Origin of the sequence: Nocardia sp. CY41, assembly GCF_009829325.1 — a bacterium.
GTDB lineage: Bacteria > Actinomycetota > Actinomycetes > Mycobacteriales > Mycobacteriaceae > Nocardia.
In genome coordinates this window covers 25,641-41,257 of sequence record NZ_VUOS01000030.1, presented here as the reverse complement: position 1 = coordinate 41,257, position 15,617 = coordinate 25,641, and the positions used below count along the sequence as shown (strand labels likewise).

The 15,617-nt window shown below is 69.6% G+C and carries 15 protein-coding genes and 1 riboswitch; of the genes, 7 read left to right on the top strand and 8 right to left on the bottom strand.

What is annotated here, in order from left to right:
- The first annotated feature begins 64 nt into the window (after positions 1-64).
- From GVY64_RS30020 to GVY64_RS30000, 5 genes are all read left to right on the top strand, one after another.
- Positions 65-610 (top strand): HNH endonuclease, encoded by a 546-nt coding sequence (locus GVY64_RS30020; protein WP_159848798.1) that lies wholly within the window; start codon positions 65-67, stop codon positions 608-610.
- Between the two features lie 28 nt (positions 611-638).
- Complete coding sequence (locus GVY64_RS30015; protein WP_063019924.1) at positions 639-911, top strand: WhiB family transcriptional regulator; 273 nt, start codon at positions 639-641, stop codon at positions 909-911.
- Between the two features lie 119 nt (positions 912-1,030).
- Positions 1,031-2,692, top strand: coding sequence for a VWA domain-containing protein (locus GVY64_RS30010; RefSeq protein WP_201298223.1), 1,662 nt, complete (start codon positions 1,031-1,033; stop codon positions 2,690-2,692).
- A gap of 89 nt (positions 2,693-2,781) precedes the next feature.
- The gene (locus GVY64_RS30005) at positions 2,782-3,123 is read left to right on the top strand and encodes an ArsR/SmtB family transcription factor (RefSeq protein ID WP_201298222.1); all 342 of its coding nucleotides are present in this window, start codon (positions 2,782-2,784) and stop codon (positions 3,121-3,123) included.
- A complete protein-coding gene (locus tag GVY64_RS30000; RefSeq protein ID WP_159848792.1) occupies positions 3,120-3,602 on the top strand; it encodes an SRPBCC family protein in 483 nt (160 codons plus the stop codon). Before GVY64_RS30005 ends, GVY64_RS30000 begins: the two co-directional genes overlap by 4 nt.
- Positions 3,603-3,628: 26 nt before the next feature.
- Here GVY64_RS30000 and gcvP read toward each other — a convergent pair whose 3' ends face one another.
- From gcvP to GVY64_RS29960, 8 genes are all read right to left on the bottom strand, one after another.
- A complete protein-coding gene (gene gcvP, locus GVY64_RS29995; protein WP_201298221.1) occupies positions 3,629-6,439 on the bottom strand; it encodes an aminomethyl-transferring glycine dehydrogenase in 2,811 nt (936 codons plus the stop codon).
- A 157-nt stretch (positions 6,440-6,596) separates the two neighbouring features.
- Positions 6,597-6,696, bottom strand: a riboswitch (glycine riboswitch).
- A gap of 93 nt (positions 6,697-6,789) precedes the next feature.
- Positions 6,790-8,142, bottom strand: coding sequence for a M14 family zinc carboxypeptidase (locus tag GVY64_RS29990; RefSeq protein ID WP_159848786.1), 1,353 nt, complete (start codon positions 8,140-8,142; stop codon positions 6,790-6,792).
- Between the two features lie 139 nt (positions 8,143-8,281).
- Complete coding sequence (locus GVY64_RS29985) at positions 8,282-8,839, bottom strand: MerR family transcriptional regulator (protein WP_039797830.1); 558 nt, start codon at positions 8,837-8,839, stop codon at positions 8,282-8,284.
- 187 nt (positions 8,840-9,026) lie between these two features.
- Positions 9,027-9,500 carry a bifunctional nuclease family protein gene (locus GVY64_RS29980; RefSeq protein WP_159848783.1) on the bottom strand — a complete coding sequence of 158 codons (474 nt, stop codon included), beginning with the start codon at positions 9,498-9,500 and terminating at the stop codon, positions 9,027-9,029.
- A 159-nt stretch (positions 9,501-9,659) separates the two neighbouring features.
- Positions 9,660-10,463: a transcriptional regulator FtsR gene (ftsR, locus tag GVY64_RS29975; RefSeq protein WP_159848934.1), complete on the bottom strand. Its 804-nt coding sequence runs from the start codon at positions 10,461-10,463 to the stop codon at positions 9,660-9,662.
- 95 nt (positions 10,464-10,558) lie between these two features.
- A complete protein-coding gene (odhI, locus tag GVY64_RS29970) occupies positions 10,559-11,044 on the bottom strand; it encodes an oxoglutarate dehydrogenase inhibitor Odhl (protein WP_043690204.1) in 486 nt (161 codons plus the stop codon).
- A 168-nt stretch (positions 11,045-11,212) separates the two neighbouring features.
- Positions 11,213-11,611, bottom strand: coding sequence for a glycine cleavage system protein GcvH (gene gcvH, locus GVY64_RS29965; protein ID WP_159848780.1), 399 nt, complete (start codon positions 11,609-11,611; stop codon positions 11,213-11,215).
- A 42-nt stretch (positions 11,612-11,653) separates the two neighbouring features.
- A complete protein-coding gene (locus tag GVY64_RS29960; protein WP_159848777.1) occupies positions 11,654-12,301 on the bottom strand; it encodes a CDP-alcohol phosphatidyltransferase family protein in 648 nt (215 codons plus the stop codon).
- 164 nt (positions 12,302-12,465) lie between these two features.
- On the opposite strand from GVY64_RS29960, the gene GVY64_RS29955 reads away from it, so the two are divergent.
- Positions 12,466-14,160 carry a GMC oxidoreductase gene (locus tag GVY64_RS29955; RefSeq protein WP_159848774.1) on the top strand — a complete coding sequence of 565 codons (1,695 nt, stop codon included), beginning with the start codon at positions 12,466-12,468 and terminating at the stop codon, positions 14,158-14,160.
- 50 nt (positions 14,161-14,210) lie between these two features.
- The gene (locus GVY64_RS29950; RefSeq protein WP_159848771.1) at positions 14,211-15,608 is read left to right on the top strand and encodes a DUF2252 domain-containing protein; all 1,398 of its coding nucleotides are present in this window, start codon (positions 14,211-14,213) and stop codon (positions 15,606-15,608) included.
- Positions 15,609-15,617: the final 9 nt, after the last annotated feature.

The window sequence follows — 15,617 nt, the reverse complement described above, 5'->3', positions numbered from 1 at the left end:
CCATCGGCTGATCGCCGCATCCCGTTCTCGTTCGCTCGATTCCGCATGAAACATGGTGATTCCCATGACGTTCCGCCGTGCCGCCGACCAGGCGGCGATAACCGCCGACAACTGGATACACACCGGGGTCCTCGTCCTGAACGCCTCCTACGAGGCGCTCGACGAGGTCAAGGCCGACCGGGCCGTGGTGCTGCTGGTCGCCGGAGCCGCGGAGTCGGTGGCCGACCGGGAGCCGCACTTCCCCATCCGGTCGCGACACAGGGAAATCGCATTGCCGCAGACGATTCGGCTGCTGCGCTACGTCTTCCTGGAGCACACCGTGCTGGTGCACGACGAGAGCAGGGCCACGCTGGCGGGGGTGCTGCGCCGCGACCGGAACCGGTGCGGCTACTGCGCCGGGTGGGCACGCACCGTGGACCACGTCCGGCCCCGGTCTCGGGGCGGCCCGAACACCTGGAGCAATCTCGTGGCCTGCTGCGCGCCGCGCAACGCGGCCAAGGCCGACCGCACCCCGGAGGAGGCGGGCATGCGGCTGCTCTGGGAGCCGAAGGCCCCGACCCATCAGGTCAGGCAGCAGCGCCGGATCTGGAAGCAACTCGCCGCGACCTGACCACGACCCGAGAAAGGAGAAGATCGCGATGACGCGCACCGAGACCACCGCCGTCGCGGAGCTGACCTTGGCCGACCTGCTCCCGCTCTCGGATTCCCGAGGGTGGCACCGGGCGGCCTGCCGCGGCGACCCCAACCACGAAGCCTGGTTCCCGTACCCGTCGCAGGACTTCGATTACGCCCGCGAAGTGTGCGCACGCTGCCCGATCCGGGACGCGTGCGGCGACTTCGCCGCGCGCACCGGGCAGTCAGGGGTCTGGGGCGGACATGAGTTCGACCGCGGACGAGTGATCCGCCACTGAAGTCCCGCCGTCGCGTCGTTCCGGATACGACGGCGGCACTCCGGATGCCGCTTCCGCTCGTGCCGGTCAGGGGAAGCCTCGCCGAATTCGCGCCGAGCGGGTGACCATACACTGAGCGCGTGGGCACTCATCGCAGCGGAACCAGATCCCGGGGCGTCAGCAAGGGTCCGGTTATCGCGGTGGTTGCCATTGCGTTACTGGCCGCGATCGTCGTCGGCTGGTTCCAGCTGCGCGATCGCGCGGCGGATCAGGACAGCGCGGCGGCGGCCGAATGCGTGGAGGGTCCGGCGACGCTCTATGTGACGGCCGATCCCGGCATCGCGGCGCAGGTGCGGGCCGCCGCGGACGGTTACAACGCCACCCGGCCGAAAGTGCGCGACCACTGCGCCCGGGTCGAGGTGACCGCGCAGCCCTCCGCGGCGATCGTCGCGGCGTTCACCGGCGGCAAGCCGTGGGACCAGGCGCTCGGCCGGCAGCCGGCGTTGTGGATCGCCGATTCCACCCGCTCCATCGAGTCCATGCGCGTCCCCGGCCTGATCGAGGGCACGCCGATGTCCATCGCCGCGAGCCCGATCGTGCTCGCGGTGCCGGAAGACCTGCGGCGTGCACTGGAGCAGGCCGACGTCTCGTGGGCGGATCTGCCGCGATTACAGCAGGGCTCGCTCGGCGAGATCGGGCTCAGCGGGTGGGGCGGACTGCGGATGGCCCTTCCCTCGGGCGACGCCACGCTGGCCGCGGCCGCGGCGGTCGGATCCGCGGTGTCGGGCGCCGAGCCGCTCAGCGAGCAGGCCGCACAGTCCGGCCAGGTGGTCGCCGCGATCTCCGGGCTGGCCGCCGAAGCCCCCGAGGCCGCCGACACCGTGACCGCACTGGCGGAGATCACGGCACAGGACGCCCCGGTGCACGCGATTGCGGCAACCGAGCAGCAATTGAAGGGCGTCGCCGGAGTCGCCGCCTTCCGCCCCGCGGGCTCGGCGCCCGTTGCCGACTACCCGGCCGCGTTGATGTCCGGCGCGTGGGTGGACAAGACGCAGAATCTCATCGCCGGACGGTTCGCCGACTACCTGCGCAAGCCCGAGCAGGCGCAGGCCTTCCTCGCGGCGGGCTTCGGCAGTGCGCCGCCGGCCGCGGCCGTACCCGCGCGTGGCGCACTCGACAGAGTGCGCGCCACACTGGCGAATCCCGTGCTCGGCGTGCGATCGACCGTCCTGGTCGACGTGTCGGCGTCGATGGGAACCGCCGAGGGCGCGACGACGCGCCTGGCGAACGTCCTCGCCGCGCTGAACTCCACGATGACGGTGATGCCGCCCGAGTTCGGCCTCGGTGTGTGGACCTTCGGCAAGAACCTGGACGGCAACACCCCGTACCGGGTGGCAGCCGCCACCGCCCCACTCGACGCCGATCAGCGGACGAAGATCAGTACCGCGTCGACCTCGATACGCCCGAGCGAAACCAAGACCGACCAGGCCTATCCTTCTCTGATCGCGGCATACAAGAGCGCGGTGGCCGGGTACACGCGCGGCCGCACCAACTCGGTGCTGCTGATCACGGACGGACCCGATGACGACTCCACGGTCACCGGCACCCAACTGGCCGCCGACATCACCGCCGCCACCGACAGCGCGCACCCCGTGCGCGTCGACGTGATCGTGCTCGGCGGCAGCGGCACTCAGACACTCCAGGCCCTCGCGCAGCAGACCGGTGGCCACTACACCCGGCTGGCCACCTCCGACGACATCGGCTTCGGCAACGCCGTCGTCCGAGCGCTCACCACGCCGTAGCCCATCCGGCGTTCGCCCGCCGGAATTCGCGGATATCACTCGTCCTGCGCCGTAGACATCCCGAATTGGTAAGTTTAGACTTACGGTTCGTGGGGACTTACCGAGATGCGGCACTGGACGCGCTGGGCGATCCGACGAGGCGGGCGATCTTCGAACGCCTCGGCAAGGGGCCGTGCGCGGTGGGAGAGCTGGCCGCGGGCCTTCCGGTGAGCAGGCCCGCCGTCTCCCAGCACCTCAAGGTGCTGGAACAGGCCGGATTGGTGACCCACGAGGCGGTCGGCACGCGCCGGGTCTACCGCTTGAACCCCACCGGCATCGAGGCGCTGCGCGCGTATTTCATCCACTTCTGGACCGCCGCCATGTCGGCTTTCCAGGACGAGGTGCACCGGCGGGCCACCGAAAAACGAGCCACCAGCGAGGAGCAGTCATGACACAGCAGGCCAGCGACAAGGACGTGCGCGTCGAACTCGTCGTCGACGCCCCCATCGAGACCGCGTACGAGGTGTTCACCACCGGCATCGACAGCTGGTGGCCCCGCGAGCACCACATCGGCACCGGCCGGCTCACCGAGGAAGTGATCGAGCCGCGGGTGGGCGGCCGCTGCCTCGGCCGCGAGGAGGACGGCACCGAATGCCCGTGGGGAACCGTGCTCGTGTGGCAGCCGCCCACCCATTTCGCGTTCTCCTGGCAGATCGGGCTGGACTGGAAGCACGAGCCCGATCCCGAGCGCGCCAGCCGCGTCGATGTCACTTTCTCGGCCGTCGCTCCCGAGCGCACCGCCGTCACGCTGGTGCACTCCGGTTTCGACAAGCACGGCCCCGGCTGGGAATCCATGCACGACGCGGTCGGCAGCGCGGGCGGTTGGCCGGACCTGGTGAACACCTACGCGAAGGCGGCTGCCGCGGGATGACCGCGGATGCGCCCCGAGCCGGTGGTTCAGCCCGCGTACGCCTCCAGCGGCGGGCAGGCGCACACGAGATTCCGGTCACCATAGGCGCCGTCGATCCGGCGCACCGGCGGCCACACCTTCGCCCGGGCATGCGCGAGCCCTCGCGGATACACGGCGACTTCCCGGCTGTAGGGGTGCTCCCACGGCCCCACCAACGACGCCGCCGTGTGCGGCGCGCCGCGCAACGGATTGTCGGTCACCGGCCACACGCCCGCGGCGACCTGGTCGATCTCGGCGCGGATGGCGATCATCGCCTCGATGAAGTCGTCCAGCTCGGCGAGGTTCTCGCTCTCGGTGGGTTCGACCATCAGGGTTCCGGCCACCGGAAAGCTCATGGTCGGTGCGTGGAACCCGTAGTCGGCGAGGCGCTTCGCCACATCGTCGACGGTGACGCCGGTCTGCTTGGTGATCTCACGCAGGTCCAGGATGCACTCGTGGGCCACCATGCCGTGCTCGCCGGTGTAGAGCACCGGGAAGTACTCGTCGAGCCGCCGCGCGATGTAGTTCGCCGAAGCGATCGCCGACAGCGTGGCGCGGCGCAACCCGTCGGCGCCCATCATGCGAATGTAGGCCCAGGTGATCGGCAGAATCGAGGCCGAGCCGTACTTCGCCGCCGACACCGCCTGCGACCCCGCTTCCAGCGGATCGCCGGGCAGGTAGCGCGCCAGGTGCGCGCGCACCGCGACCGGCCCGACGCCGGGACCGCCGCCGCCGTGCGGGATGCAGAAGGTCTTGTGCAGGTTCAAGTGGCTCACATCGCCGCCGAACCGGCCCGGCCGGGCGAGGCCGACCAACGCGTTCAGGTTGGCGCCGTCCACGTAGACCTGGCCACCCGCGTCGTGCACCAGCGCGCACAACTCGGCCACCTCGTGCTCGTAGACGCCGTGCGTGGACGGATAGGTGATCATGATGCAGGCCAGGCGATCGGCGTGATCGGCGATCTTGGCGCGCAGGTCGTCGAGATCGACGTCGCCGTTGGCGCGGCATTTCACCACCTCCACGCGCAGCCCGGCCATGGCCGCCGACGCCGCGTTGGTGCCGTGCGCGCTGGAGGGAATGAGGCAGGTGTCGCGATGGGTGTCACCTCGATCGAGGTGGTAGCGGCGGATGGCCAGCAGCCCGGCGTACTCCCCCTGGCTGCCCGCGTTGGGTTGCAGGCTCACCGAGTCGTAGCCGGTGATGTCCGACAGCCAGCGTTCCAGGTCGGCGATCACCTTCAGCAGGCCGGGCGCGTCCTCGACCGGCGCGTAGGGATGCACGCGCGCGAAGCCCGGCCAGGTGATGGCCTCCATCTCCGCGGCGGCGTTGAGCTTCATGGTGCACGAGCCGAGCGGGATCATGCTGCGATCCAGCGCGATGTCCTTGTCCGACAGTGCGCGCAGATACCGCAGCATCGCGGTCTCGGTCCGGTACTTCGTGAACGCGGGGTGGTTCAGGAACTCCGAGGTGCGGTTCTCGATCGCCGCGACCGGCGCGGACGCACCGGACTCCGTCGACACCGTGGTGCCGAAGGATTCGAGCACAGCCGCGACATGCGTCTCGGTGGTGGCCTCGTCGCAGGCGATGCCGACGTGGTCGGCATCGACCAGGCGTAGATTGATGCCGCGCGACTTCGCTTTGGCCACGACGGCTTCCGCGCCGCCGGGCACATGCGCGAGCACGGTGTCGAAAAAGCTGTCGTGCACGACCGCGCCGTCCAGCCCGGCCGCGATCGCCGCGGCGTGCCCGTGCACCCGGCGGGCGATCGCCCGCAATCCGTCGGCGCCGTGGTAGGAGGCGTACATCGCGGCCACGATGGCCAGCAGCACCTGCGCGGTGCAGATGTTGGAGGTCGCCTTCTCCCGGCGGATGTGCTGCTCGCGGGTCTGCAGGGCGAGCCGGTAGGCGACCGCGCCGTCCGCGTCGACCGAGACGCCGACCAGGCGGCCGGGTAGCTGGCGGGCCTGCGGCTGCCGCACCGCGAGGTATCCGGCGTGCGGGCCGCCGAAGCCGAGCGGGACCCCGAAGCGCTGGGTGGTGCCGAAGCACACGTCGGCGCCCTGCTCACCGGGCGGCGTGATCAGGGTCATGGCCAGCAGGTCCGCGCCGATCGCCACCAGTGCGCCGCGCTCGTGCGCCGCCGCGATCAGACCGGTCCGGTCCACAACGCGACCGGAGGCTCCCGGCGTCTGCGCCAGGACACCGAAGAACTCGCCGTCGGGCAGCTCGCCGGTGGACAGGTCCGCCTCCACGATCTCCAGGTCGAGCGGCTCGGCTCGGGTGTACAGCACCGTTCTGGTCTGCGGGAACAGATCGGTGTCGATCAGCAGCCGCCGGGATTTCGCCTTGCTCGCCCGACGCAGCAACGTCATCGCTTCGGCGGCGGCGGTGGCCTCGTCGAGCATGGACGCGTTGGCGACGTCCATGCCGGTCAGCTCCGACACCATCGTCTGGAAGTTCAGCAGCGCCTCGAGCCTGCCCTGGCTGATCTCGGGCTGATACGGCGTGTAGGCGGTGTACCAGGCGGGATTCTCCAACAGGTTGCGCACGAGCACCGGCGGGGTCAGCGTGTCGTAGTAGCCGAGCCCGATCATCGAGGTGGCCACGGTGTTGGCGTGCGCCAGTTCCGCGAGTTCGGCGAGCACCTCGTGCTCCGAGCCCGCCGCGGGCAGCCCGGCCAGGCCCGCACCGTCCAAGATGCTCGCGGGCAGCGCCGCCGCGGCCAGGTCGTCCAGCGACGCCACGCCGACGACGTCCAGGATCCGCGCCAGTTCGTCCCGGTCGGGTCCGATATGGCGGTCGGCGAATGAGCGAGTCACAACAGCTCCCAAGGTCGGGCGGGGTCGGCCAGGCGGTCGACGGGTACCGGCCCTCCCCCTCTGTCGTGGCGCCTGAGAGATTCGGGTGCCGCGACCGGTGGCCGAGACCCTTTCCCCATGGGCGGGCAGCTCGAAGCCACCGCTTTCCAGAGGCGCCGAAGCCCGCACGGTCCTTTTGCCTGAGAGATTGACGGGGAGGTGCTGCTCCTTCGGCGCTCGGACTCTTTTCGAGACCGAGACTCTCCCGCACGGCGGCGACGCACCGTCAGTTTATGCCGACGCCACGCCGGAGCGCGTCACGGGACCCCGCCCGCGCCGTGTTGTTCTGGTCACTCGACCGGCCAGCGCCGTCAGATCGGCAGCCCAGCCCGCAGCCTCGTGGCGGCCAGCATGATCGACTCCGCTTGAATGCCCACCAGACGAGCCAGCGGCACCGCGATACCCGGCGCGTTCTGCTCCACGTCCGCGCACCAATGCTCGAAGACCGCGGCGAACCGGTCCCGTTCGGCGGCCAGCACGGGCGCCCCGCCGCGCGCGTATTCGTCCTCCAGCAGGCGCAGCAGCATGCCGCCCAGCCGCAGGCGCAGCATCGCGGTCCAGTCGTACTGCCCGACGAAGATCTCGCCCCTGGTCGCGATCCGATCCCGTTCCGGCACAGTCTGTCTGCTCACCGCGAGACCGGGCAGCCCGGCGACCAGCGCGCGCACCGACCGCTCGAACGGGCTGCGGCCGCTCAACTCGCCCTCGACGCCGGCGAGCACCTCCGAGGCGACCTCGGCCATGGCCCGGTAGTCGGCGGCCGTGGCGTCGAGCAGGTCGCCCAGCACACGGTCGCCCGCCGAACCGTCGCCGATGCGCGCGTCGACCCACAGCGGCAGTTCGCACACCAGGATCGCCGTGCCGTAAGGCGCCGCGTAGTCCCGGCAGCCGCCCCCGCCCAGCGCGGTGACCGAGTCCAAGCCCTGGGCCGCGAGCAGATCGGCCATCGCCTCGAACCGCGGCAGTTCGAAGACGCCGGGGGCGAGCGTCCGAGCGCCCGGCGCGTCGGGCTCGCCCTGGTAGATCGGCACGTCGGCAGCGGAAAGGCGGGCCGTCAGCGCGGACCAGTAGCCGGGGTCGCCGCCGGAGGTGTAGAAGAAACCGCCGCCGAATTCCGCGTTGTGCAGGGAGGCGATCAACGCAGGCCGGGTCCGGTCGATCAGCGACATCATCGCCTCGGTCTCGGGGAGCGGTACTCCGACGAGCCTGCCGTGCCACTCGGTCGGGAAGCACCATTCGGGCTGCTCGACGGCGGGCGGCCGGTAGAAGCCGCGCGCGACGCCCGTCCTGGTGTGCGGCCCGGCGAACCAGCCCTCGTTCAATCGCGTCCCGTCCGGGTCGACGCACAACAGGAAATGCCACGTGGCGCCCACGGTCACCGATTCATCGGCGGCCATCCGGCCCAGCAGATGGCGAATGGTGGCCATGCCGATGGGTTCGTTCGGGTGCGGATTGCCGAAGACCAGGATGTGCCGATCGCCCGATCCGACCGTCACCTCGCGGATCGGATCGCCGCCGCGGGACCGTCCGAGTTCGGTGATCGAGACTCGGTCGGGATGACCAGCGGCGAGCGCGTCGGCGAACGCGTCGAGTTCGTCGACGGTGGGAAACGCCTCGATCCGGCCGATCGGCCCGACCAAGCCGGTGATGTCGCCTGCCTGCACGGCGCCCCCCCTTCTCGCTGCCCCAGCCCCTCGTCCCGCCGCCGATGACGCTGTCGCACACCACGGCCGGGGCGGCTGCCCGCCTCACCCGGCCGTGGAAGCGTTTGTTCCTGGTGTTCCGCGCTGGACCGGCCGAATTCTAGCCCGTCTTGCGGTTCATCCGCGCCTTCCGACGGAACGACAGCTCGTCCTCCGGGCGTTCGGTGATCGCCGACGCGCGCTCCGCGGGGAAATTGGCGATGGCGCCCGTCAGTTCGCGCATGGCGCCGCTGACGGCGATTCCGAAGACTCCCTGCCCGCCCTGCAGTAAATCGACGACCTCCTCGGCCGAGGTGCACTCGTAGACCGAGGTGCCGTCGGAGAACAGGGTGATGCCCGCGAGATCCTGCACGCCGCGGCTGCGCAGATGATCGACGGCGATCCGGATGTTCTGCAGCGAGATGCCCGCGTCGAGCAACCGCTTGACGATCTTCAGGACCAGGATGTCCTTGAACGAGTACAGCCGCTGGCTTCCCGAACCCGCGGCGCTCCGGATGGAGGGCACCACCAGACCGGTGCGCGCCCAGTAGTCGAGCTGCCGGTAGGTGATTCCGGCCACCTGGCACGCACTGGGAACGCGATAGCCGACCAGATCGTCAGGTACCGAATCGTCGGGGAACAGGCCTGGCTGTACCACATCCTGCGATTGCTCTGCCACTGACCACTCCCTTGCTTCGCCGACGCATTCCCAGCCTCATCGATGACCCGGCTCCGTCACCGACCGAATCGGTGCGGATTCGGCCGAAACGGTCGTGGCCCAACTGTCGAGATTACTCCCCCCGATTGTCCAGGGAGCGGCGTCATCGAGCCAAACGCGACGCGCGGGAAAAGTCTCGACCTCTACTTCAGCTATCGGTCGCCTTGAAGTCGTCGGGGGACACCGACTCGAGGAACTCCTTGAACTTCTCCACCTCGTCCTCGCGCTCATCCGGCATCACGAGCCCGGCTTCCTCGAGCACCGACTCCTCGGCATGGATCGGGCAACCCACCCGCAAGGCGATCGCAACCGAATCCGACGGCCGCGCCGAAATCCGCAGATCGTTCTCGAAGACGAGATCGGCGTAGAAGGTGCCCTCCTGCAGATCCACGATTCGCACCTCTTTGAGGGTGTGCCCCAGCTCGGTGATCAGGACCTTGATCAAGTCGTGCGTCAGCGGGCGGATCGGGGTCACACCCTCTTGTTCCAGCACGATCGCCGTCGCCTCGGCCTGCCCGATCCAGATCGGCAGATACCGGTCACCCGCCACTTCCCGGAGCAACAGCACGGGCTGGTTCTGTGGCTGCTCGACACGGATGCCGATCACGCGCATTTCGCTCATCGCACTGCCTCCCATACTCGCCGCCGGCCCGGCATGACCGCTGCAGAGCTCGCCGTACCACGAGTCTAGGCGAACCCGCACCGGTCCAGCGATCCGTCTGCACAGCCGAAATCACCGTGTTGGGTCGCCGAAACCTCCGGACCGGAAGCCCGCCAGGGGTCAACCCCCGAGCGAGCCCCGGACCGAGGACTTCACCAGACAGGTATGCAAGGTCAGCGACAGCGCGGCCAGTTCGCGCACCGTCTCCTCCGCACGGGCGCGCGCATCCGCGTCCCGGCTCTTCGCGATCGGGGCGACGATCTGCGCCACCAGCGCGGCCTCCCGGTCGGCAGCCAGCTTGAACGCCCGCAGATGCCGTGCCTCCAAACCGAATTCGGCCATCGCCCGGGCGGTCTTGGCCAGCGTGACCGCGTCCGCGTCGAAGTACCCCGCCGCACCTGGCGTGATCAGGTTGGCCCGGATGAGGTCGTTGAGAAACTTCTCCTCGATCCCTGCCTGGTCGAGCAGATCGGCCCGGGTGATCCGGATTTCGGGATCGAACCGCAGATCATCCGGGGAGATCTCGCTCGGCACGACGCCGAGCCGACGAGGCGCGGCCACCGGGCGCACGCCACGATCGGAATCCGGTGCGGCCGGTCCGGCCTCGGGCGTGCTGCGCCCGGAATCCGGCGCCCCGGACCGGACGGAATGCGCTCGGGCGCGGGCTTCCCGCACGCCGAGCGTCGCCGCACCGCTGTCGATTGCCTCGAGCTGTTCCTTGATCACCTTCAACGGCAGGTATTGATCGCGCTGCGCGGTCAGCACGAAACGAAGCCGTTCCACATCCGCCACGGAGAACCTGCGGTAGCCCGAAGGCGTCCGCTCCGGCCGGATCAGACCCTCCGCTTCCAGGAAGCGGATCTTGGAGATGGTGACGTCGGGAAAGTCGGGGCGCAGCAGGTCGAGCACGGAGCCGATCGACATTCCTCCGCGTGCCCACTGCGCCGCACCGGTCACAGCGCTGGGTCCTTCATGACTCCGAGCCTTTCATGAGTGGGCGCGACCCGGCGCCGACGCCGTCATAGACTCCCCGCGCCCGCCGACGAGTCGGTCACCTGGGCGCGCGGCCCGGTGAGGAACACCAGCCGGAACTTGCCGATCTGGACCTCGTCACCGTTCTGCAGTTCCGAGGAGTCCACCGGCTCCCGGTTCACATACGTGCCGTTGAGGCTGCCCACATCGACGACCTGGAACGAATCGTCGTCCTGACGGAACTCGGCGTGCCGACGGCTGACGGTGACGTCGTCGAGAAAGATGTCACTGTCGGGGTGGCGCCCCGCCGACGTGGTCGGCTGATCCAGCAGGAACCGCGAGCCCGCGTTCGGGCCGCGCTTGACGACCAGGAGGGCCGCGCCAACGGGCAGACCCTCGACCCCTTGGACCGGCTGCTCGCCGGTCGGCTCTCCGGAGCGCGACGCGTCGACCTCGTTCAGGAAATCCGCGCGGAAGACCGACGTCGTCTCGGCCGCGGTCTCCCCGTAACCCGGGTCTTTGTTCTCGCTCACCGTTTCTCTCCTCCTCGAACCTGATTATCCCTGCAAGCAGGTGATACCTCTGGTACCACGACCTGCCGTCGAGTCTCTAGATTCCCGGCGCGACCGCCGGGTGCATCTGTTGGCATTGACCGTACCCTGCCGGGCCGCACCCGTGCAGGTAGAACTGGGAAGGCTGCTTCAGCCCCCGATAACTCCTTGATAACCTGCGGCATCCAGCAGTTCACCGAGTGTCACGTCGAGACTCGCCGCGTCACCCACCTCCAACTCGAACAGCCACCCGTCACCGTAGGGATCGGTGTTCAACGTCTCCGGCTCCGAGTTCAGCAAGTCGTTCACCGCAACGACTTTCGCGCTCAGCGGGGCGTAGATGTCGGACACGCTCTTGGTCGACTCCACCTCCGCGATGCTGTCCGCGGCGGCCACCTCCGCGTCCGCCTCGGGCAGCTGCACGAACACAACGTCACCGAGTTGAGACTGGGCGTAGTCGGTGATGCCCACCCGCACCCGGGTCGGTGCGATCCGGCGTACCCACTCGTGCTCCTCGGTGTAGCGCAGATCCTCGGGGGTCTGGGTCACAGGCCGTCCTTTCGTTTGAACGTTGCACGCAAACTCTATCGGCTACGCCGTCCGGTGCCCCACAGCCGGTATCGCTCTTGCGATCGCGATGGCTCTGCCGGTATAGAGCACACCGGTCCAGAGGTAGACCGCGGTGCCCCAGATCAGAAGTGCCCCGCCGAAGGCACGCCCGAAACCGGCGGCGGCCCAATCCATCTGCCCGGCCAGCAGCCAGGGCAGCGCGGACATCAGCGCGAAAGTGGCCGCCTTGCCCAGATAGATCACCTCCGGCGGGGGCAGTTCGCGGCGTTTGTACACCGAGAGCGTGGCGGTGAGCACGAGGTCGCGCCCGACCAGCAGCGCCGCCACCCACCACGGCATCAGACCGCGGATGACGAAGGCCGCCAGCGTGGTGACCAGATACAGCCGGTCCACGAACGGATCCAGCAGCGCCCCCAGCCGCGAGGACTGGTCGAGCAGGCGGGCGAGCTTGCCGTCCAGGAAGTCGGTGACGCCGCTGGCGACCAGCAGGGCGAACGCCCAGCCATCGGCCCGCTCGATCAGCAGCAACCACAGGAACAGCGGAACGCCGAGCAGCCGCAGCACGCTGAGCACGTTCGGCACGGTCAGGACGCGGTCGGCGAACACGCCTCGCCGTGCGCCGTCGGCGGGGCTCTCCTCCGGTTGCGCTGTGCCCGAGTCGGTTGTCACGCCCCGTGCATACCCCACCGACCCCGGTTCCCGCCATCGCCACGCGCCGATTTTCCGCACATCGGCACGGCGCGCCCGTGCGAGGATGGTTTCCGCCACAGCGCGGCGATGACAGAATGACACGAAAGTCATCTCACCGCGTGGCCGGTGAGCGAGAGGAAGTCATGTCCGCATTCGACTACGACGTGGTGGTGATCGGTTCCGGCTTCGGCGGCAGCGTCAGCGCCCTGCGGCTCACCGAGAAGGGATATCGGGTCGGCGTGCTCGAGGCGGGCCGCCGCTGGCGCCCCGAGGACATCCCGCGCAGCAATTGGAATGTGCGCAAATCGATCTGGGCTCCGCGCCTGGGCCTGACCGGGCCGCAGCGGATCAGCCTGCTCGGCAAGTGCGCCGTGTTCTCCGGCGCCGGCGTCGGCGGCGGCTCGCTGATCTACGGGAACACGCTCTACGAACCGCTGCCGAACTTCTACACCGATCGGCAGTGGGCCCACATCACCGACTGGCGCGCGGAGCTGGCTCCGTTCTACGACCAGGCCAAGCGGATGCTCGGTGTCGCGCCGAATCCGCGCACCACCCCGGCCGACGAGGTGATCCGGGAGATCGCCGAGGACCTGGGCGTGGCCGACACCTACCACCCGACCGAGGTCGGAGTGTTCTTCAACGAAAGCGATCCCGGCACCGAGGTCGACGACCCCTACTTCGGCGGCGCGGGCCCGCGCCGCACGGGGTGCGTGCACTGCGCGCGCTGCTTCACCGGCTGCCCGCACAACGCCAAGAACACCACCACCACGAACTATCTCCACCTGGCCGAACAGGCCGGGGCGCAGATTCACCCGCTCACCACCGCCACCGCCGTGCGACCGCTGCCCGGCGGCGGGTACGCCGTGGACACCCAGCGGTCGGACCGCTGGATCCGCAAGCAGCGCAGCACCTTCACCGTCGAGCAGGTGGTGTTCGCCGGGGCCGCGCTCGGCACCCAGAAGCTGCTGCACAAGATGCGGGACGACGGTGTGCTGCCGCAGTTGTCACCGCGGCTCGGCGAACTGACCCGGAGCAACTCCGAGGCCATCTTGAACGTGGTCAGCCGCGCCCGCCGTGATTTCGCCGAGGGCATCGCGATCACCTCCTCGATCCATCCGGAGCCCGACACCCACGTCGAGGTGTGTCACTACGGCAAGGGCCAGAACGCGCTATTCCCGATGTCGGTGCCCATCGTGGACGGCGGCGCGTTCCGCTTCCTGCGATTCCTGCTGGCGATCGTGCTGCACCCCCTGGTGTTCCTGCGCAGTCTCGACGCACGGCACGCCTCGGAGAAGTCGGTCATCCTGCTGATCATGCAGTCGCTGGACAACTCGCTGACTTCCTTCCGCCGGCGCGGGCGGCTGCGCACCAGGCAGGGCACCGGTGAGCCGAACCCGACCTGGATCCCGCTGGCCCACGACATCGGCCGGCGCTTCGGCGCGAAGGTCGACGGCGACACCCACGGGCTGATCATGGACGTGTTCGACATTCCCGCCACCGCCCACTACATCGGCGGCTGCGTGATCGGCGACAGCCCGCAGACCGGCGTGGTCGACCCGTACCAGCGGGTCTACGGCCATCCCGGCCTGCATGTGGCGGACGGCTCGGCGGTGACCGCCAATCTCGGCGTGAACCCGTCGCTGACGATCACCGCGCAAGCCGAGCGCGCGATGGCGTTCTGGCCCAATCGCGGCGAGCCCGACCCCAGGCCGGAACCGGGGTCGCCCTACCGGCGCATCGCTCCGGTCGCACCGGCGCATCCCGCGGTGCCCGCGGCGGCGCCGGGAGCGCTGCGCCTGCGGATCGAGCCGGCGCCGCCCCGTGTCCCGGCGCAGTGAGGGCGATACCACACCGCATGGCGGGACCGCACCGGCTAGCGTGACCCGTTGTGTCAGACAGTGGTATCGACCTGCGCTCCTACGTGCCGGCGGAGGAGGTCCTGGCCCGCGGACGGGCCTTACGTCAGCGGGTTCCGGTCATCGCCAGGGACCGGGAGGCCACCAGCGTGCGGCGCCCCGAGGTGCTCGACTTCGTCGCGGCGAGCAACGCCGGTCGGCTACCGCACCTGATCCCGCTGCGGATCGGGCGGATGATCGCCTCGCCGTTCACCTTCTATCGGGGCGCGGCGGGTCTCATGGCGGCCGATCTGGCCGGTGGCCCGGACAGTGGGCTCGCCGCCCAGTTGTGCGGTGACGCGCACGCGGCGAACTTCGGCCTGTACGGCACCGCGCGCGGCGAGATCATCATGGATATCAACGATTTCGACGAGACCGTGCCCGGCCCGTGGGAGTGGGATCTGGAGCGCCTCGCGGCCGGCCTGGTGCTGGCCGGGCGCGAGGCGGGCGCCGACGAGGACGAATGCCGCACCGCGGCGCGCGACGCCGCCCGCTCCTACCGCCTCGCCGTGGACGAACTGGCCGCGATGCCGTTCATGGCGTCCTGGTGCGCGCTTCCCGACGAGTCGGTGATCGCCCGCGCCAAGGCCGACGACCTGCTCGACGACTTCAAGAAGGCGGCCAAGAAGGCGCGCAAGAACACCAGCGCCAAAGTGGTCGCCAAGTGGACCGAGCACCTCGAGGATCACCAGACCGGGATCCGCAAGCACCGCTTCGTCACCGATCCCCCGATTCTCACCGCGGTGGACGAGCAGGTCGCGGAGGCGGTGATCGGCGGGCTCGAGCGCTACGCGGGCACCCTGCCCGAGTCGCGGCGCACCCTGCTGAGCCGCTTCGCGGTGTCCGACGTCGCCTTCCGGATCGTCGGGACCGGCAGCGTCGGCCTGCACAGCTACCTCGCGCTGCTGCACGGCAACGACGGAGAGGCACTGGTCCTGCAGGTGAAGCAGGCGGCCCCGGCGGCGCTCGCCCCGTTCCTGCCCGCGCCCACCACGCGGCACGAGGGTGAGCGAATCGTCCAAGGCGCCAGACTGGTCCAGTCCGAGTCGGACATCCTGCTTGGTTGGACCTCTCTCGACCCGACCGGTGACGGCACCGAACTGCCGTTCATCGTCCGGCAGTTCCGCAATATGAAGGGCAGCATCGATCCCGCCGAACTGCCCGCCGCCGATCTCGACGACTACGGACGGCTGGCCGGTGCACTGCTGGCCCGGGCCCATTCGCGTTCGCTGGATCCGCGGCTGCTCTCGGGATACCTGGACGGCGACGATCGCTTCGACGACGCGGTGGCCGCGTTCGCGGTGCGCTACGCCGACCGCACCGAGGCCGACCATGCCGAATTGGTCGAGGCGGTGCGAACGGGCCGGATCGAGGCCGCGGACCCGGAGTAGAGCGTCCGC

What these genes read in the sequence shown, in the direction of transcription:
- GVY64_RS29955 (WP_159848774.1), top strand. Translation starts at nt 12,466, where the DNA reads ATGTCCGCATTCGACTACGACGTGGTGGTGATCGGTTCCGGCTTCGGC.
- GVY64_RS30020 (WP_159848798.1), top strand. Translation starts at nt 65, where the DNA reads ATGACGTTCCGCCGTGCCGCCGACCAGGCGGCGATAACCGCCGACAAC.
- GVY64_RS29980 (WP_159848783.1), bottom strand. Translation starts at nt 9,500, where the DNA reads ATGAGCGAAATGCGCGTGATCGGCATCCGTGTCGAGCAGCCACAGAAC.
- GVY64_RS30015 (WP_063019924.1), top strand. Translation starts at nt 639, where the DNA reads ATGACGCGCACCGAGACCACCGCCGTCGCGGAGCTGACCTTGGCCGAC.
- GVY64_RS30000 (WP_159848792.1), top strand. Translation starts at nt 3,120, where the DNA reads ATGACACAGCAGGCCAGCGACAAGGACGTGCGCGTCGAACTCGTCGTC.
- ftsR (WP_159848934.1), bottom strand. Translation starts at nt 10,463, where the DNA reads ATGTCGATCGGCTCCGTGCTCGACCTGCTGCGCCCCGACTTTCCCGAC.